Origin of the sequence: Aquiflexum balticum DSM 16537, assembly GCF_900176595.1 — a bacterium.
Lineage (GTDB): Bacteria > Bacteroidota > Bacteroidia > Cytophagales > Cyclobacteriaceae > Aquiflexum > Aquiflexum balticum.
In genome coordinates this window covers 2,794,456-2,813,073 of record NZ_LT838813.1, presented here as the reverse complement: position 1 = coordinate 2,813,073, position 18,618 = coordinate 2,794,456, and the positions used below count along the sequence as shown (strand labels likewise).

Sequence of the window (18,618 nt, the reverse complement as noted above, 5' to 3'; positions counted from 1 at the left end):
CTTTTTCAATTATCAATTATTTATCTCAAGAAGGGTCTCTGAATTTAGTTTCTCTTCATAACCGAATTCAGGCTTCATTTCATAATTCCTAAAAGGCTTATATTTCATGATCCATAAAAAAGGGACCAAAAGAAATAACCCTCCTATCAAAGCCCCAACATCCAATTCTTCATCTCTGGAGAATGAGGTATTAAAAGTCTGATAACCTTCTTTTTCCAAGGTTACTATTGTGGTACTGCCCACGATTTTGGTATCTCTATGGGCATAAGGGGTAGTACCCATATATTCTCCATTCAAATAGACTTTGGCATTATCAGGTTTCGATTGAATCATAGTGGTACTGCCACATCCTGCTAAAAATATAGTTGCTGACAAGATAATTGCAAAAGCCTGAACCATTTGTGAATTTCTTTTCATACTGTAAATCTTTAGATGATGAGTACAAAACTAAATATTATTTCCACCTATCTGAAATTTGACACAATTTTCTACAAAAAATTATAATAAGGAAATCAGACATAAGAAGAATCAAAATTGCTCTATTTTCCCTTACTTTCTCACCAAAATCACTCCTCCAAAAGAAGGCAAATCAACTTTTATAGAATGGTCCTGACCTTCAAATGCTCCTTCAATTTGTACGCCTAGGAGGGTTGTATCAGAAAAATCCTCATCATAACCCTTCCATCCACTATTGAACTTTACATCAAGTTCGGCTTCAAAGGGGATACCGACTTGATATCCAAAGTACTCATTGCTGGAAAAATTGAGAATGACAATGACTGGTCTGTCCTGAAAATCCAAATGTGTCCTGCTAAATGCCAATACAAGATTATCCTGGTGAAAATGCAAAGTTTGAACTTGATTTCCGGTCAAACCCACCAAATCTTTATTTTTGCCAGAACGCATCCAGATCAAATCCCTATACATTTGAAAAATCCCTTGATTTTCCCTTTGCATTTCCCAATTCAATTCTTCTGAATCTGAAAAAAATCCATGGGTCATAAATTCCTGACCTTGAAAAATCATTGGAATGCCTGCTGAAGTAAACAAGGTAATGGCACCCAATGTGGATTTTTTCTTTGCATATTCTCCATCGGCATTTCCCGGATCAATTTCTTCAGGAAGCCGGGAGGACCCATTGGCTACTTCATCATGAGACTCTGTAAATATAACTCTTTGAAAAACGTCGTTATTAAAGGAAAAAAACAGTGATTCGACAATCAATTGAAGATTCCTATGCCTATCATTCACTTCCAACAAAACCCTTTTGACATAATCCGCAAAACCCAAACCCCATTGGGTGTGAAAGCCAAGTCCGTTCTTTGAAATAGGCGCAGTTACGATGGCATCTGCTTTGAGGTCTTCTGCGATGAGGATTTTATATGGGAATTTCTCCCTGATTTCTTCATTTAGTTCCTGCAAAAAGAAATATCCTTCTTCTAGGACTGTTTTATCATATGGGATTTCCCAACCTATAAACCTGATTATGGCAGTAGCATCTAATCTCAATCCGTCACATTGATAGGCATTCAGCCACATCAAGGCATTGTCCCTGATATAGTTTCTGACTTCTTTTCTTCCAAAATCAGGACGGTTGTCGCCCCATGGTGTTCTTGCCCGCTCATCATTATAAAAGTAAATACCCCCGTAACCGTTTTCACTCCAGCCATCAAACTGCCAAATATCCAAATCCGATGGCCCAAAATGATTATAAACCACATCCATGATAACTGCTATTCCTCTGATATGGGCTTCATAAATGAAATGTTTCAATCCATCAGGTCCACCATAGGCTGTTTCCACGGCAAATGGATAACAGGGATTATATCCCCAGGAATTGTCACCCGAAAACTCCATCACAGGCATCAGTTCAATCGCATTGATCCCCAATTCCTGTAAATAGTCCAGTTTATCCACGGCAGAATAAAAAGTTCCAACTTCACCTTCATGTAAGCCTTCTCTGTTGAATGTCCCGATGTGCATCTCATAGATCACCAATTCATTGAAGGGGGCTATTCTGAACTCATGGTCCTGCCAATCATGAAATGGATCATAAATGATGGAATTTCCGTTACTGTGGTTAAGTTTTAGTGCATAAGGATCATTTTTATATAGCCTTTGATCACCATTGATAATGAGAAATTTATACTCATTGCCCGATTTGGCCTCTTCAACATGTCTCGCCCAATAACCTTCGCCTTCAAAGTCAAGCGGGAATTGCTCTTCTCTCCAGTCACTGAATTCTCCCATCACAAAAACCTGATCCGCATTGGGTGCCCAGACTCTGAATGTCACTCCAACTTCACCCACTATCGAACCCATTCCTTGTTTCTTATTACTTTCCATAAGCTATATTGATCAATGTTGAAGGTCACTTCCTTTTTCTATAATTACTTCTTTCTCTTCCACAATCATGGCGAAATCCTCCGGTTGGATTTTTGGACTGTATTTTTCCGCGTACACCTTTGTAAAGGCAGCACCAAAAAATAAGATCAAACAGGAATAAGAAACTAAATACATAAAAAGCCGATCAGCCCCTGATAAGGTTCAACCGGCTTTTTAATTTTCCAGATAAAATTAGGATACTTTTTCAGCTAATGCTTTATTTAATGCTTTCATTTTTTCTTTGTCTCAAATTGTTTTTTTTTCATAAGTAGAAAGTAGACCGTCTATATCTTGTTCCACACTTTTTGTCTTCCTCATCAACTCTTTTGCTTTGCTTATTAAGATATTTTTTTCGGCATCCACTTTTCCAAGCACATAATTCCCCAATTCCAAAGCTTTTTCCTGGGTTTTGGATCTGTTTTTTTGACTGGAAAAAAAGCCAACAAATGCCCCTGCTCCGATCACCATCAAAATGGTCCCTAAGACCTTTCCGGTTTTATTAGATTTCATTTTTTTCATGTTGTTTTTCATAAAATTTTAATTTTTTTTGAACAAGTCAGGAATTACCTTGGGATGAAATGCAATTCAAGTGTGCCTGCATCTTCTTTCAACCACATTTCGTCATTTTTCAATCTTAATATTTCGTAAACGCCATCTGCAAGGTCATTGTCAAAATCGAATGAAATCTTTTCTTCATTGCTCATAAATACCCAAGTTCCTTCTGTTGTGAAATCATAAGAAGTACCTAGTATATTATATTTTGCAGTAAGGCTTGCCAAGCCACCTTCTGTGAGGTTAAGTTCATAATTATCATAATTGTCGGAAACATCTGTTCCCTCATTCAATGCCTCAGCTATTGCCCAATCATTTGCCACTCTTTCAGTTGGTGACAAAAGACTTACTGCTGGACCATCAGGGAAATCATCACATCCCTGGAAATAAAAGGCTGATACAGCCAAGAGTACTATTATACTTTTTTTCATGGATTCATTTTGTATTATTTAAAATTTACACAATACAAATTTGAGGATAAATACATCAAAATAATTACAGGATATTTTTAATATCTTATGGAATTAACAGTTTAATATTTTTAATGAATAAATTTTAAATGGGAAAAAATCTTTGAAAAATTTCGGGTAAAATCTCATTTATCCTTCAAATTCCGTTGGATTCAACACAATTCAGCGATAGGATCGTAGAGATCCCTATAGACTTAAGTAGGAATTCAAACTGTTGGGTATCAAAAAATACAATTATCCAAAAAAATCGGAAATCAGGTTTTCAATGACAAAAAAGGAATTGGAGTCAGGATAACAACCGGTTTATTTTTGCTGGGCCCGGCGCAATTCTTTCATTTGTTTAAAATAAGAAGGGGTAAGGCCGGTTACTTTTTTGAATTGGTTGGAAAGATGGGAAACACTGCTGTAATCCAATTTATAGGAGATTTCGGTCAGGTTAAGTTCGTTATATAACAACAGTTCCTTTGCCTTTTCAATTTTATTGAAAATAATAAACTGCTGTATGGTTATTCCCATGACGTCTGAAAACAAATTGGATAGATAGGTATAATCGTATCCAAGCTGTTCACTGAGATGGTCCGAAAAATTGACTTTGAGTATACTTTCAGAATGATGGATCAAGGTAACGACCTCATTCTTGATTTTATTGATAAGGATATTCCTTTTGTCTTCAAGCAGTTCCAGCCCGATGTGTTTCAAATTACGTCTTAGTTCTTCCATTTGATTTTTAGTAATTTTTTCAAAAATTTCAACTTCACCCAAACTGACATTGACAAACTTGATTCCCAAACTCCGAAGTTCTTCCTTGACTGCCAGGATGCACCGGAGGCTAACCATATATTTGATATGTAATTTTAGATTTTCCAATTTTTATTTATTTAACCCTTTCATTCCGCATTTAAGATAAAATTATCTTTATTGAATGGCGGATCTTGATATACTTTGAAATTCATGATTGCTTTTTCAAGCACCTTCTTCAATTTATCGAAACTATTGGGTTTGTGAATGTATACATTTGCCCCATGCATAAAGGTATCGTCCATGTCTTTTTCGCTGGAAGAGGTAGAATATATGGCTATTGCAACATCATTGAACCTATTGTCTGCCCTGATTTCTTTCAGGCAATCAATGCCGGTTTTTTGGGGCATATTGATATCCAAAAACAGAATCTGCGGAAGGTCCTGTGTCTCGGTAGCGTGCAAAAGATCCATCAATGCCATGCCGTCATTGACAGTTTCAATAGTAATCCCTGATTTCAGTTCAGTAAATGCATCTGTGAATAACATTCTATCTGCTTCGTCATCATCTGCAAGTATTATTTTAAGGGTTTTTTCACTCATATTTTAGCTGGGAGGTATATATCAAAGATAGTTCCTTTATTTGATTCACTAGTGGCATTTATGAATCCATTGTGATTCTCAACCACTTTTTTCACAATTGCAAGACCTATTCCAGTTCCGGGATATTCATCTTTGCTGTGAAGTTTTTCAAAAACTTCAAATATCCTTTTACTGTATTGCTGATCAAAGCCTATTCCGTTGTCTGAAAAGCTGATATGACAATAATTATTATGATTTAGATTTTCTGTCGTTTTGATGTTTTCTTTTTTTACAATTTTGGAGCTGATTACAATCCTGACAGGTATATCGGGCTTGGAAAACTTCAATGAATTACGGGTAAGGTTTTGTATCAACTGCCTGAATTGAAAGGGTATAATACTGATTTCACACATTTCTTGCAACTCAATGGAAGCTTTTTTTTCTTCCAATTCTTCTTTCAATTCCATTTCTACGTCCCTGACAATGTTCTCGAGCCGAATGGTCTCAAATTTTCTTTCTGCAGTATTGAGACTTGAAAAAGTCAATAACTCCTTTATCAGCAATTGCATCCTGTTGGCTGACTCCTGCATATACTGAAAATATACCTTTCCACTTGGAGATAAATTAGTCTGTTCCTTTTCAAGTATCCTGTTTGCAAAAGTTTGGATTTTCCTTAGCGGTTCCTGTAAATCGTGACTCGAGACATAAGCAAAAGCCTCAAGTTCCTTATTCATATTTCCAAGTTCACGGTTTCTTTCTTCCAGCATTTTGTTGGACAGATACAGTTGCTTGGTCCTTTCTTTTACCGCTTTTTCCAACTTTAGATTATAATTTTGGGATTCCTCCATATCCTTGGCATAGACTTCCAACTCCTTTTTTTGAATCCTTTCATGTTCTGTAATATCGTTGAAAGAAAGCAAAATCAATTGCTCGCCATGACTTTTTTGAACAATTCGATTTGCATTGAGCAAGAATACCTTTTGTCCTATTCTAGGAAAAGTATGCGTGATTTTAAAATTAATAAAGGAGGAGTTTTTGGGAATGATATGTTCAAGCAATTCTCTCAGACTAGGGATATTCCATTCATTGTCTTCGAGGTCAAAAAGAATTTTGCCTTCCATCTCCTCCTTTTTTATTCCAAAAGTCCTATAAAATGAATCATTGGAGGTTTTGATCCTGAAATCTTTATCCAATACAATCAAAGGCTCGTGCAGGGTGGCAATAATAGCACTGGAATAGTCGTACGATTCACTTAGCAGTTCATTACGGGTTTGTAGTTCCTGATTGGTAGTGATCAGTTCTTCATTGGAAGATTCCAGTTCCTCTTTGGAAGTTTCCAGTTCTTCATTGACGGTCTGCAGTTCTTCATTGCTAGATACTACTTCCTCATTGGCACTTTGGAGTTCTTCGATATACCCTTCCTGCTCATGTGCCAGTTCCAGGGCATCTTTATGGGAAGCTTCTAAGTCTTCTTCCAACTGCTTGATCCTGTTTTCCTGAAGTTTGAGCTGAGTGTTTTGTCCATCATCATTTCCTTTCGATCCATTAAGACCCAAAACCTGCTCATGATGTGAAAAAACTACCAACATCAATTGTTCTTCGGAATCCAAATGGAGAGGGGCCACCTCCACGCTGATGATGTATCGGGAATTGTCGATTTTTAGTTCAATTCCACCTTTTCTGATGCGCTGATTGGTTTTGAAGGATTTGGAAATAAGATTCCTTAAATGGAATGCAATTTCTTTCCGCACCAATTTGAAGATATTCAGTGAAGCTTTACCGGAAGCATGGCTGAAATAAAGATCTGTATTGCCCCGGAACTGTTTGATTTCATGTTGCTGATTGATCACAACAGCCGGAGGTAAAAAATCGGAAATAATAATGGTATTTATAGCTTCTGCCAGTCCCAAATTACTTTGTTTGAAATTAATCTCAGGGATAATGGAACTCGTTCCTTTTTGGACGTCAATATGGGCAGGCGGTATCTCCTTTTTAGGCATTTTGATGGTGGGTAAAGAAAACAAGACATTGTCTGAATTACTTTTTTTGAAATAAATTTTATACTTCTTGTTAAGTTGGGTAAATAGATGGGAAGAAGAAGTGATTGTCTCCGCTTTTCCCAACATCAGATAGCCGCTGTCATTCAAGGCATAATGAAAAGTTGCCAATACTCTTTTTTGGGCCTGTAAATCAAAATAGATAAACAGATTCCTGCAACTTATAAAATCTATTTTTGAAAATGGAGGATCCTTGAGAACATTGTGGGTAGCAAAGACACAGAGATCCCGGATTGATTTGGAAATCTTGTAATTACCATCAGTTTTGGAAAAGAACCTTTGCAAACGCCTGGGATAAACTGATTCCAATTCACTTTTGGTATAGATGCCATTCCGGGCTTTTCTGATCGACTTTTCGCTCAGGTCTGTTGCAAACATTTTGATGGGAGTGGGTTTGTCCATTTTTTCCTGTACTTCCAAAACCAGCATGGCGATGGAAAAAGCCTCCTCACCTGAAGAACAGGCCGGTACCCATATACGGAGAGACTCCCCCTCTTCTTTTGTCTTTAGCAGTTTAGGAAGCAAATATTCCTTCAAATACTTATAGGTTTCAGAATCTCTGAAAAAACTGGTCACATTGATCAATAAGTCCTGATAAAGAATATCGAGCTCTTCTTTTTTGCCCTCTATCAGATTCAAATAGGCTTTGAGTTCTTTTACCTTATTGAGCATCATCCTTCTCAAAATCCTTCTTTTGATGGTCCTCATTTTGTAAACTGAAAAATCCACGCCGGTAGATTGAAACAAACAGGTGAGTATGGCCCTAAGGTTGGGACTGTCATCATCAATCTGATCTTCTTCCCGGGTTTTCCTGTCGGAATTCCTGACCAATGGATGTTTACTTAACCTATTCAACTCAAAGGCAATTTCTTTGGGGGATAATATATAATCTACTATTCCAGCTGAAATTGCAGACTTGGGCATGCTGTCAAATTTGGCAGAATCATCCTGGGCAAAGGTAAGACCACCATTCTGTTTGATAGACTTCAAGCCTATGGTACCATCGGTGGCGCTTCCGCTCAATATGACCCCAATGACATTTTCATGATGGGTAATGGACAAGGAAGAAAAAAGAATATCTATTGGAAGATTAAATTTAGGAACTTCAGGTCTTTGCCTCACTAGGATATGGCCATTTTCAGCAGAAATCTCCTTGTCAGGAGGAATAATATAAAAGCAATTTGGTTCTATCAGGATTTTATCCTCTACCTCCTTTACATTCATGGAAGTAATCTTGGCCAATAGTGGAATCAGCATGCTTTTATGGTCCGGCTTGAGGTGCTGTACATATATGAATGCCATGCCTGTATTAGGAGCCAGGTATTTCAGCAATTCGGAAACGGCTTCAAGCCCCCCTGCAGAAGCACCGATTGCTACTACGGGAAAAACAGCTTTGACAGGCTTACTTGAAACTGAATTCTTAGCCTTGCTTTTATTTCGGGATTGTTCCATAAAATATTTTGTAGACAGAACAGCTATTGAAACCTACAGATAAAAGGAAATCACCCATAACCATAATCTGTAAAGATAAGAATAATAATCCCGCGCTAAGAATACTTTTAAACTGCTTTTGATAAATATGTGATTGTTGTAAACATTTGATTTTTTGTTGCAATGTTTTTTTCGACAAGGTGTAATTAGTGCAATTAATAGGTATTTAAGTATAATGGATTTTAACAATCAATTTTGGATCTTTCCAACGTAAAAAAAATCCTTTTCTAACCAGAAGATTTTCGGGATAAAAATCAATAAACTTAGTTTAAATATTAACATCCGTTTGAAATGCAACAACTGAAAAGAATTTTCAATAACAGGGAAGAATTCAAATTGGCCCTGAAAACCCTTTTGGACAGGGGCTATCAATATGATGAGCTAAAAATCAATCACCGGGAAGGATTAGACAACGAAGAGGAAGACATGGTTCAATTTCAAAATTCCGGGAATACTACATTAAGGAAATCTCTAACAGGATTCAAATGGGGGATAGTTTCAGGGGCAGTAATTACAGGTGGCATTGTTGGCTTAATATTGCTTTTTTCAGAAAGCGGTACTTCTCTTTCACCTATTGCCACTCTCATCACTGCTCTTTCGGTAGGCGCGGTTTGGGGCGGTGTACTTGGGTTTATGCTAGGATCACTCTTTCCATTGAATGCCCATGACAATAGTAGAAAAAATGCCGATCCAAAAAATTTTTCCATCCACTTTCTTCCACACAATGAAGAAGATGAACATTATTTCAAGGAAGAATGGCAAACAGCTTACTGATCCTCAGTGATTGCATGGGGTTATCTGTTTTCATATTTGTATTTCAATTTCTGTTTGATGACCGATGACCGATGACCGATGACGGATGACGGATGACGGATGACGGATGACGGATGTGGCGGGCATTGAAAGGTTTGCCCCTTGATCCTTTCTGGTTGTTTGGTTAAAGCCTCTTTGCGTGGTGATTTTTTTTGAGAATAGGCTCATTCCTTTTCATTGAAAAAAAATTCAATTTTGTGTCTCATCATATTTCTTTTCCATTCGACCTAGCAAAGCGGCTATCACTGCTGACATGACTGAAAAAAATGCTACTTCCCGAAAAGGAACTTCAATAAGACCAAGCAATAAATAAACAAGATAACCTGATATCACTCCGGTCAATACAATAAGAAAAAAGTGGGAACTAAAAGATATATTTTTCATAGTGGTTTAGCTGATTTTTGATTTGCGGATAACAATTTAGGTATATTTATAGCAGCCACAACAACGGCCGTTGCCGTCCCTATCACTGTTGAATTTACTCCAGTGCCGATCAACTTGGAACTAACATAAACGATCAATCCCACCAAGAAACCCAAACAGATAGATTTAAACAGAAATTTTAAAAACATAGGGAATGATTTATAGATATATTCTTAAAAATAGGATATTTTCAATTCATGAAAAAATCTTTTGCCTCCACACTTGAAAATTTTCATACCAATCTATGGCAGTTCCATACTCCTGTACCTGAGGATATTGCCCTTACATTTATAGAAGGGGATAACAGGAGAATAATCTGCCAACTGAATGAACTGCCCCCCTATCCGGCTGCATTGATGAAAAGTAAGGAGTACTGGTTTGTACTGATCAATAAATCTTTTCGGGATCAACTTAAAATCCAAGAAGGTGAAAAACTCACCGTGCATATTGAAAAAGACCATTCAGAATATGGACATGAAATGCCCGAAGAATTGCAGGTGTTATTGGACCAGGATGATTTGGGAAATGAGTTATTCCATGCCCTGACTAAGGGAAAACAAAGAAGTCTTGTCTATCTGGTCAGCAAAGTCAAAAACTCCAATTCAAGACTCAACAAGTCCCTCGCCATTATCGAACATCTCAAGGATGTAAAAGGCAAGTTGGATTTCAGGATGTTGAATGAAAAAATCAAATACTACAACAACCTTGAAAACAATTGGTAAGTGTCAGTTTATTTTTTGATTTGATAAACAGATAAAAAAATATTGACATTCAATTCATCCAATTTCTGTTTGGAAAGCTCATTTGATACAAATTCATAAAGATCATGTCTCGGGAATTTATCTTTCAGGATCGGATAAATACCCTCTTCTGCCAGAAACACGTGCGCCAGATTTTCAGCAAGGATGTTGATTTTTATCATTTCTTTTAAGGATATCACTTTTTCCACTTTGGAAAGTTCCAATCCCGAAAAATCCACCATGTGGTTATAATCGGTATTTCCGGATTGGTTTTGAATACCAAATCTTGCCAAAATCTCCTCACATACAATTTCAAAATCATATATTAAAATCAGGCTTTTATTTTTCCCTACCCGCACTACCTCATCCAATAAGCTTTGGGATTTGGCATAAAACAAAGACCCCGCAAAGGTGATGATATCAAAATCTTCCCCAAATAAATTCAATTGGCTGCCACCAAAGGGCAAATAAGTGACCTGTGGATGGGCAGCTGCACGGTCAAGCATGGACAGACTGGGATCTATCCCGATCACTTTTTCACAATATCCCGCAAGTGCAATTGAAGAAGTCCCTGTTCCACATCCTATATCGAGTCCCGATTTAAATAATGGAAGATTAGAAAGAAATTTGTCCAATATCAACTCATGCAGTGGAGGCCTGAAAGCAGCATAATGCCCTGCTATCTCATCATCATAAGTGTACATCATAGTTTTTTTTCAAAACACAGACTATTTTCCACCCCCTCGTATTGTCCATAATTGGGTATAATGCTGTATTTGGATTTTTTATATAATGCGATGGCTTCAATTTGTCGGGTACCGGTCTCCAAAATACACTTTTGAAATCCCAATTCTCTTGCCCATTTTTCAAGTTCTGAAAGTATTTTACCGGCGATTCCCTTTCCCCTGTATTCCTCTTTGACAAACATCCTTTTTACCTCCATGGTACCTTCATCATAGGCCTTAATGGCGCCACATCCGATGGGGACAGAGTCCTGATAGGCAACTACAACATATTTGATAGCATTCAATTTATTGAACTGATCATAGAATGCATGATCCTCACCGTCAGTGATGGCAAGTCCCGCGTCCAGCAAGCTGACTAAGTTTACAAAATCCTTATTTTCAGAATCTGATCTGATTATTTCTAACATACTGCTGCCTATTAATTAATGGAAGATACCAGTAAATCACTCCTTATCTTTTTTGTCAATTTTTACATCGAAGTTTGGAACTTGATAGTCCTTTGGCAAGTACGCTGAGGGTATAGTGGTCATATTGCCATCCCTTGCTGCCCTGTAATGAGGTGAAAGAATTTCAATACCTTTTTCAAAGCAACAATCCTGAATATGCTGGTGAAGTTCAGAATAAATCTGGAGCAATTGATTGGATTCTTTGGTGTAGGCATTGATCTGATAAGAGACATAAAAATCCTCCAGACCTGTCTGAAGTACAAATGGCTTTGGTTCTTTTAAAACTTTATCTGTTCTCAATGCCGCGTCAATCAATACCTGATGCATGTCTTTCCAGGGAACATCATAGCCTATTGTAACAGTGGTGTGGATTATCAACCCCTCTTTTCTTGCAAGTGTACTGAAGTTAGTAGTATTGCCATTGAGAACTGCGGAGTTGGGAATGGTGATTTCCTCATTTTTGGCGGTTTTTATCCTGGTCACAAGTAAAGTTTTCTCCATAACATTCCCTGTGATGTCACCGATTTTGATCCTGTCTCCGATTTTGAATGGTCGCATATAAGTAATGACTAGGCCTGCTACCATATTGGCGATGGCCGAAGAAGATCCCAAAGAAAAGAGTAATCCTAAAAAAACCGAAACTCCCCTGAATATATTGGAATCCGAACCGGGCAAATAGGGAAAAATCAAAACAAACATAAATGCATACAGTAAAAACCTTACTATACTGTAAGTCGGCATTGCCCAATCAGAATGAAATCCTGAAATATGAAGCTTCTCTGCATCAATTTCGCTGAAAATATACTTCACTAACCTGATGAAATAATTCATCACAATCAGTATTACTACTATGGTAAACAGATTCGGTAAATAATTCCAAACAGATAAAAAAATGGACTTGAAAGGAGACCAAACCAAAAGGAAAAGTCTGTCCGCCCATCCTCTGGTGTAGGGAAAAATACTGAAGGCAATCGAAATTGTGAAGTAAAAAAGAACTACAAAGAGAAAGATCCTCAGGACCCGTAGGATAAATAAGAGGATGCCCATCTCCTGTTCCGCTGTCAAAAAAGTATATTCTTTGTAGGCCAGATTTTTGAGCAATTTGTTTTTATTGGTATCCAGATATTTCAAGATCTTTCCATATGATCTTCCCAACAACCAATACAATAAAGACGCAATACCCAAAACCAAAAACACCAATAGGATATTTGTTAGAATTTTGGAAAACTTCTGGTCTTCCTTAGCTTCCAGAATGGAAATGGAAATTTTTTCCTTTATCTCCAAAGCCAAATCAGACATTTCCATATTTTGGAAAGCAGCATCCGTCTGGGAAACTGTGGTCACAATATAATCTCCATATATCAGGTCAATGGAATTTTCTTCTTCACTGATCACTAATGAGTCGGCCTGAAAATTTTCCTTCTTGAATATTCTGTCTATTTTATTGCCGATATGAACAGCTCTTTCTGAAGCAGTCGAAGCACCTAATCTTTTGTAGACATAAAAAAGCGTATCACCCTGAACACCTTTGACCGGAAATCCGATTTCGGTTTTGATGGGAAGAGATTGGGTATTTGAAATACTGTCGTTTTGAGCCTTTAAGCTGAGGCTCCCGAAACATATTAAAACCAAAATAAAAGTAAAAGGATCCTTGGTCAAAGTGAATCTAGTCATGACGAAATGTACAAAAATTGAAATTATTTATTGACCTGCTGGTAGCATATTTCTTATTCCTGAGATTTTCCAACCCTGGTCAGTCAGCACAAGCAAAAAAGTGCTCCACATTTTGCGGATATTTCCATTTTCACTTTCAATAACATAACGTGCATCTGCCACGGCAACCTCTTTGGACAGAAATTTTATTCTATCCACTTTAAGTGTTCGTTTTCCCTGATTGGTATTGGAACTCCGCTGCATCCCTTCAATAGCAGCTTGAAGGCCCATTCTCCATTCACCTGACGAAACCAATTGATCGATATTGGGCATCAGGATTTCTTTTAACAGGACAGTATCCTGTAATTCCCTTGCTTTGGAATAATTATCAATCAAAGCAATTATAGCTTCACTGTCCAAGACTTCGGAATCCTGGGCAAATAAAACTGGAAGTGAGATAAAAACAAGTGAGAAAGATAGCAGAATTGATTTTTTCATCTGTCTTTTCAAATTTGGTTGCTAAGCTAAAGGCTAATATCCTTATACCATTAAATCAAAGATAATTATTCTGATTGGCTTGAAATACCCTATTGAACTTTATTGGCTACCCATTTGGGATAGTTCTCCAAATATTCTTTAGGTGGAGTGTGCCATTCAGATAAACGGCTTACATTGGTCCGCATACAATGGTAGATGAAATCATACAGGAGTTGACTTACCTCTTGCGGTAGTTTCAGTCTATTGTTTTCATATAGCCCAAAGCTCTCCCACACTTTTGCCTGTTCCTCCTTTTGGATTTCAAGCTTGGCGTATTGAACGGGCAATCGGGCTGATTTTACCCTATTTAAGTAAATTGGATCTTTTCTGACTGCTGCTTCAGCTTTATCAAAAATACCATTATATGCATCAATTAACTCCGGGGTCAGGAAACTGTCTTTCTCTTTTAAAGGTCCTCCAAATATGGATAATTTTCTTCCTGTGAATCCCTGATTATTGTCGTGTAATAAAGAGATATACTGGTTGACGTCATTGGCAGCCTTTCCGTAGTAAACTTTCAAAAACCCATCCATCTCATCTTCCAAATCCATATCAGGATTCCAAAGCAACTTTGCCAAAAGATAAGCCCTCAATTCCGCGAATTCTCCACCGCTCTGAATATTTCCTTGCTCAAAAACAGCACTTACACGGTTTTTCCTTAGAAATTGGACATTGGGCTGAAGCGTGCGAAGATTGGGGAAAGGAGATAGCAAGTTGGAAAACTGTATAGTATAATCCCATACCAGTATATTATCTGTAAGTTTTCCCCATCCTTCCAGATCGCTGCTGAAAGGCACATCACCTGTTTCCATTGGTTCATTCCTTGTACTTTCAATGCTACAAAGCATGATATTTACATTTTCCCGGGGAACAATTCCTTTTGGCGGTACCCGGGTGTATTGATAGGCCAAAGTAGAAATGATTTTATCCGGAAAACGTTCTGCTACCTTGTTCACAAAGCTCAACATAGAACCCATGCCCAATGCAGGGTATTCACTTCCATGTGTGGAATACATTTTTTCCTCTGGTGCATAAGCCGCAAATTCTGCATCAAGTGCAGCACAATGTTCACATCTGCAATAGTTCACATTGTCATTTTGACTTACGGACCAATACCTGGCTTCAGGTTTTTTGTCAATGGCTGCTTTCAGATTTTTGGACACGATCTCCAAAACTTCGGGATTGGACAGGCACAGTTGGGATTCAGGCTGAACGCTTTTACCATCCCATGAGGGTACAAGGCCCGGGTGACGCTTTCCGTCATAAAAACTAAAGTATTCAGGGTTGGATTCTCCATATTCCTTTGGATCAAGGAAATTGTGGAAGGTATGGACCCAATATCCCCATTCAGAAGTGGAAGAACCCCTTTCCCCATGGGAATGTAATTTATGCCAGTCCATATATTCCGGATCATATACGTCATGGTAAAACACTTCACGGAAAGAAAATACAGGAACTTCCATATCATTGATAGGTCCTATTTTTATCGTCTTTTTCCTCGGAATGTAATCGACGGTGGAAGAATATTTTTTACAACCCAGGTATTTTTCAAGAAAGGTATAAACACCATAGATAATTCCTTTTTTGGGACCTCCGGTTATGATGAGCTTCTGTCCGGTATTTTGGATAAACAGCCCATCCAATCCCAGTTTGTCAAAAGGGATTCCGGCAAGTTCCTGCCTGTCTACTTTCCCGATCAGTATTTCATGATCTGAAGACGGAAGATCATCATGCCGGATGGGGATTGAAAAACCTGAAATTCTATTCAGGTAATCCTGCAGGACTTTTGCTGCATGGATTTCCTGTACATCAGGAACTTTGGGAATGATAATATGAAAGTCAGACTTTCCGTTTTTGACCAAGGTCAGGTCCTGGGCTTTTGAAATTGTCAAAAAGGAAATAGTCATCAATAGGATTATCAGGTTCTTCATGGGATGGGTTGGGTTTGTTCCTTAAATATGCTTAGCCTTAGTGAGGAAATTCTAATTTAAATTGATTAAAAGATACAAATCTTTTGGACAACCTTTCAAAGGAATTGCAACCAATGGAAGACATGGTACAGGAGTGATTTATTGGAAGGGAAAGGTCTATGTGGCAGCTGGCAGTGCGAACCGTGGCGGCGGACCGGAGTTGAATGATCTGAAATGTTTGGAGTGGAAGTGATGTTTTTTTTAATAGTCTTTTCAATGAAGTACTGATTCTCAATTAAACTGAATTTGGATTGGTTGCACTACTCCACTTTCTCAAACCATACATTTCTAACTCTTCCAGATGAAGCTTTTAGACCGGTGACGGTGCCATTGTCATTGCGTATAAATTCAGCCTGACCAAAAAACCATGAATTCCCGGTAAAAAAATCCTTCTTGGTAGGATTGAAATGAATGTCGGGGTGTCGGCTGTGTTTTGCAACCAAAGTATCACCTTCTACTATAAATGTGTATCTAGTTGATAGTTCCTCACTGTAAAAGTTTCCCTCAAAATCACTGAGGTTGACAGTGGAAAAATCAAATGGTTCGGATTTTTTGGCTTCACGGACATCATCCCCATCATGGAGAATAAGGCTTTCCGCAATTCCCTGTTGACCGGTCCTAAATTCAATTATAAATTCCAAATCCCCTACTTTAAACTCTTTTTCAGAAATTGCTTTTAGCTGGAATAGGGGTTCTCCTGTTGGTTGGACAGAAAGTATCCCATCACTTTCCCGTATAGAAAGTATAAAACCAGGCTCCAATTCATAATCACCTACGTAATTCAAAAGGGTATTCAGGTCAATATCCATTTCCCCTTCAATATTTTCTGGATCTGTTGTTTTCAAATCTTCATTTTCAACAATCCCTTCCAAAAAGACATCGGCTACCTGACGTGCCAATCCTCCGGAATTAAAGGAACCATCATTGCTGAAAACAATTACTGCTAAATCCTGTTCGGGATACCTGGCAAAAAATGAACGGTATCCGGCATCTGCACCTCCATGGGAAATTTCCTGAACTCCTTTATAATTGTCAACAAACTGCCCCAATGCTCCATCTATGGTTTCACCATTGTTTAGAACAGTAGGGAGATTCATTTTTTCAATGATTTCTTTATTCCCCACTTTTGGATTTTGGAAATTCATGGCCCACAGGCCTAAATCCTCCACAGTAGTGAAGAGACTTGTAGCACCTACATTGGCATAACTTAAGACTGACTTTTTGTAGCTCAGACTATCTATCTTGCTATAAGAATAAGCCCTGTTGGGAACAATTTTTTCATGATCATCATAAAAAAAAGTATTTCCCATACCCAAAGGCTTGAATATTTCTGAATCTGTGAATTCGGTAAATGACATTCCGGATACCCTTGCTACCACTTCTGCCAAAAGCGTAAACCCTGTATTACAATATGCAAATTCTTCCCCGGGATCAAAGTTCAATTCCTTTTGGTTGCTGACAAGTTTCAGGACATGTTCTTTGGTAATCACATCATCAAGTCTCCAACCGGCTAATGCCAATAGGTTCCATTGATCCCGCATTCCGCTTGTATGGTTGGCCAAATGTCTCAGGGTGATCGTTTTACCAAAATCAGGTACCTCGGGGATATATTTTCTGACATCATCTTCCAAGGATAGCTTACCTTCATTTTCCAAAAGCAAAATACTGAATACAGTAAACTGCTTGGATACAGAGGCAATATGAAAAATTGATGAAGGTGTAATTGGAATTCCGTATTCCAGATTGGACATGCCATAACCTTTTTTGAATACAATTTTCTCATTTTTGACCACAGCCACAGCTGCACCAGGTGTTTGGTCCGAATTCCATTGAGCAAAAATCTCATCAATTTTCTTTTCTGTTTTGTTCTGACAGCTCAGGACCAAGGCTATACATAATATCTGGAAGAAAAAAGATTTTACATTTGAATTCATACTGAATTGATTAGTGGTTAATTGAAGATAATGGATTTTTGTCTATGATTCCAAATTATTTCAAACAAGGTTACCTTTGATTTTAACCGAAAATGTCAAGTATCCTTAGGACACCTTGAATACTAAATTAAGGTTGCTTTAAGCTTAAAATCCGAATTCCTTCCATCATCACCCTAATCAGCGCTTAAACCCTATCAGCAAGAATAAAACCGCCTTTTGTCAGCCAGGAAAAACCAAAAGCAGCCATAGCTACCCATTCCATCCAGAAAATCACATTGGGGAAAATTGGAAATACCGAGAAAACAGGAATAAACACCAAGGCTACTACCATAATTATCGCGCATATTCGGTATATTTTATTTCTATTTACTTTTTCAGAAGTCATATTTCCAGAAGTCTTGGTAAACTGAAAATAGGAAATATAGGCCAAAGTCAGGAAAAACAGGATTGCCAGAATATTATGCACAGTGGTCCTCCAAGCCAATTCATCCAAGTCCCTGATGCTGCACTGTTCATCCATATTCTGACCTGTTGGCAATAAAGCTACCAGAATAGCACAAGAACCCGCAAAGCTAGTCAACACATGGTCCAGTTTATCATATCCTTTGTAAGCAATAAGAAACCAGGAAATCGCAAAGATCAGCCCAACAAAGAGATCGCCGGAAGTAGTGTAGTAATAATTTGAAAGGGAATTTTGAAGGTTAGTACATTCACCAAAAACCAGCGCCCATAAAACAAGGACCAGCGGGAACAAAATGCCTAAAAAACCAACTGATTTTCTAAGCCTATTGAATGTTATAAGATAAGGTTCTTGAAATTCTCCAGCCATATTAATGAAGTGGTCACTATTTAAAATGATTTCCTCTACAATATCAAGAATTCTAAAGGAGGTTGAAAAGATTGTTTGATTTTTTATCTGAAATGAAAGGGATTGCCGAAAAAAATTAAAAAACCCATGGGTTTTTCAGGCAGAATTTAAAAAAATAGGATTGACCATGATGACCAATCCTATTTGATTATTAGGGTTTCTTTAAATGAAAAATATGAAAAAACAGCTTGTGCTAAACAAAAATCCAATCACG

At 37.7% G+C, this 18,618-nt stretch carries 19 protein-coding genes; 3 read left to right on the top strand and 16 right to left on the bottom strand.

Features of this window, described 5'->3' with window-relative positions:
* Nucleotides 1–12 precede the first annotated feature (12 nt).
* The 8 genes from B9A52_RS12000 to B9A52_RS11970 form a co-directional block, all read right to left on the bottom strand.
* Nucleotides 13–417: a PEGA domain-containing protein gene (locus tag B9A52_RS12000; protein ID WP_157370134.1), complete on the bottom strand. Its 405-nt coding sequence runs from the start codon at nucleotides 415–417 to the stop codon at nucleotides 13–15.
* A 132-nt stretch (nucleotides 418–549) separates the two neighbouring features.
* Nucleotides 550–2,346, bottom strand: coding sequence for an alpha-amylase family glycosyl hydrolase (locus B9A52_RS11995; protein ID WP_084120695.1), 1,797 nt, complete (start codon nucleotides 2,344–2,346; stop codon nucleotides 550–552).
* A gap of 12 nt (nucleotides 2,347–2,358) precedes the next feature.
* Nucleotides 2,359–2,520, bottom strand: a complete 162-nt coding sequence (locus B9A52_RS25510) for a hypothetical protein (RefSeq protein ID WP_197687285.1) — start codon at nucleotides 2,518–2,520, stop codon at nucleotides 2,359–2,361.
* Nucleotides 2,521–2,631: 111 nt separating this feature from the next.
* The gene (locus tag B9A52_RS11990; protein WP_157370133.1) at nucleotides 2,632–2,895 is read right to left on the bottom strand and encodes a hypothetical protein; all 264 of its coding nucleotides are present in this window, start codon (nucleotides 2,893–2,895) and stop codon (nucleotides 2,632–2,634) included.
* A gap of 53 nt (nucleotides 2,896–2,948) precedes the next feature.
* Nucleotides 2,949–3,368, bottom strand: a complete 420-nt coding sequence (locus tag B9A52_RS11985) for a hypothetical protein (protein WP_084120693.1) — start codon at nucleotides 3,366–3,368, stop codon at nucleotides 2,949–2,951.
* Nucleotides 3,369–3,710: 342 nt separating this feature from the next.
* Nucleotides 3,711–4,244: a helix-turn-helix domain-containing protein gene (locus B9A52_RS11980; RefSeq protein ID WP_084120692.1), complete on the bottom strand. Its 534-nt coding sequence runs from the start codon at nucleotides 4,242–4,244 to the stop codon at nucleotides 3,711–3,713.
* Nucleotides 4,245–4,294: 50 nt separating this feature from the next.
* Nucleotides 4,295–4,747, bottom strand: a complete 453-nt coding sequence (locus B9A52_RS11975) for a response regulator (RefSeq protein WP_084120691.1) — start codon at nucleotides 4,745–4,747, stop codon at nucleotides 4,295–4,297.
* Nucleotides 4,744–8,235, bottom strand: a complete 3,492-nt coding sequence (locus B9A52_RS11970; RefSeq protein WP_084120690.1) for a CheR family methyltransferase — start codon at nucleotides 8,233–8,235, stop codon at nucleotides 4,744–4,746. The genes B9A52_RS11975 and B9A52_RS11970 overlap by 4 nt, the downstream gene beginning before the upstream one ends.
* Nucleotides 8,236–8,565: 330 nt before the next feature.
* Between B9A52_RS11970 and B9A52_RS11965 the strand changes: the two genes are divergently transcribed.
* Nucleotides 8,566–9,048 (top strand): hypothetical protein, encoded by a 483-nt coding sequence (locus B9A52_RS11965; protein WP_084120689.1) that lies wholly within the window; start codon nucleotides 8,566–8,568, stop codon nucleotides 9,046–9,048.
* Nucleotides 9,049–9,276: 228 nt separating this feature from the next.
* Here the strand turns inward: B9A52_RS11965 and B9A52_RS11960 are convergent, their stop codons facing one another.
* Nucleotides 9,277–9,471, bottom strand: coding sequence for a hypothetical protein (locus tag B9A52_RS11960; protein WP_084120688.1), 195 nt, complete (start codon nucleotides 9,469–9,471; stop codon nucleotides 9,277–9,279).
* Between the two features lie 236 nt (nucleotides 9,472–9,707).
* Here B9A52_RS11960 and B9A52_RS11950 point away from each other — a divergent pair, with 236 nt between their 5' ends.
* Nucleotides 9,708–10,232: a YdeI/OmpD-associated family protein gene (locus B9A52_RS11950; protein WP_084120686.1), complete on the top strand. Its 525-nt coding sequence runs from the start codon at nucleotides 9,708–9,710 to the stop codon at nucleotides 10,230–10,232.
* An 8-nt stretch (nucleotides 10,233–10,240) separates the two neighbouring features.
* On the opposite strand, the gene B9A52_RS11945 is transcribed toward B9A52_RS11950, so the two are convergent.
* The 5 genes from B9A52_RS11945 to B9A52_RS11925 all read right to left on the bottom strand — a co-directional run bounded on the left by B9A52_RS11945 (nucleotide 10,241) and on the right by B9A52_RS11925 (nucleotide 15,563).
* Nucleotides 10,241–10,957 carry a class I SAM-dependent methyltransferase gene (locus tag B9A52_RS11945; RefSeq protein WP_084120685.1) on the bottom strand — a complete coding sequence of 239 codons (717 nt, stop codon included), beginning with the start codon at nucleotides 10,955–10,957 and terminating at the stop codon, nucleotides 10,241–10,243.
* On the bottom strand, nucleotides 10,954–11,403 hold the full coding sequence (locus B9A52_RS11940) for a GNAT family N-acetyltransferase (RefSeq protein WP_084120684.1): 450 nt from the start codon (nucleotides 11,401–11,403) through the stop codon (nucleotides 10,954–10,956). Before B9A52_RS11940 ends, B9A52_RS11945 begins: the two co-directional genes overlap by 4 nt.
* A 36-nt stretch (nucleotides 11,404–11,439) precedes the next feature.
* Entirely contained in the window at nucleotides 11,440–13,116 is a 1,677-nt protein-coding gene (locus B9A52_RS11935; protein WP_084120683.1) for a mechanosensitive ion channel family protein, read from the bottom strand.
* A gap of 27 nt (nucleotides 13,117–13,143) precedes the next feature.
* Nucleotides 13,144–13,593, bottom strand: coding sequence for a DUF4440 domain-containing protein (locus B9A52_RS11930; protein WP_084120682.1), 450 nt, complete (start codon nucleotides 13,591–13,593; stop codon nucleotides 13,144–13,146).
* Between the two features lie 89 nt (nucleotides 13,594–13,682).
* Complete coding sequence (locus B9A52_RS11925; protein ID WP_084120681.1) at nucleotides 13,683–15,563, bottom strand: DUF4838 domain-containing protein; 1,881 nt, start codon at nucleotides 15,561–15,563, stop codon at nucleotides 13,683–13,685.
* 61 nt (nucleotides 15,564–15,624) lie between these two features.
* Between B9A52_RS11925 and B9A52_RS25505 the strand changes: the two genes are divergently transcribed.
* Nucleotides 15,625–15,795 carry a hypothetical protein gene (locus B9A52_RS25505; RefSeq protein WP_197687284.1) on the top strand — a complete coding sequence of 57 codons (171 nt, stop codon included), beginning with the start codon at nucleotides 15,625–15,627 and terminating at the stop codon, nucleotides 15,793–15,795.
* A gap of 67 nt (nucleotides 15,796–15,862) precedes the next feature.
* Here B9A52_RS25505 and B9A52_RS11920 read toward each other — a convergent pair whose 3' ends face one another.
* Both B9A52_RS11920 and B9A52_RS11915 read right to left on the bottom strand, forming a co-directional pair.
* Entirely contained in the window at nucleotides 15,863–17,536 is a 1,674-nt protein-coding gene (locus B9A52_RS11920; protein ID WP_084120680.1) for a serine hydrolase domain-containing protein, read from the bottom strand.
* Between the two features lie 184 nt (nucleotides 17,537–17,720).
* A complete protein-coding gene (locus B9A52_RS11915; protein WP_084120679.1) occupies nucleotides 17,721–18,365 on the bottom strand; it encodes a hypothetical protein in 645 nt (214 codons plus the stop codon).
* Nucleotides 18,366–18,618: the final 253 nt, after the last annotated feature.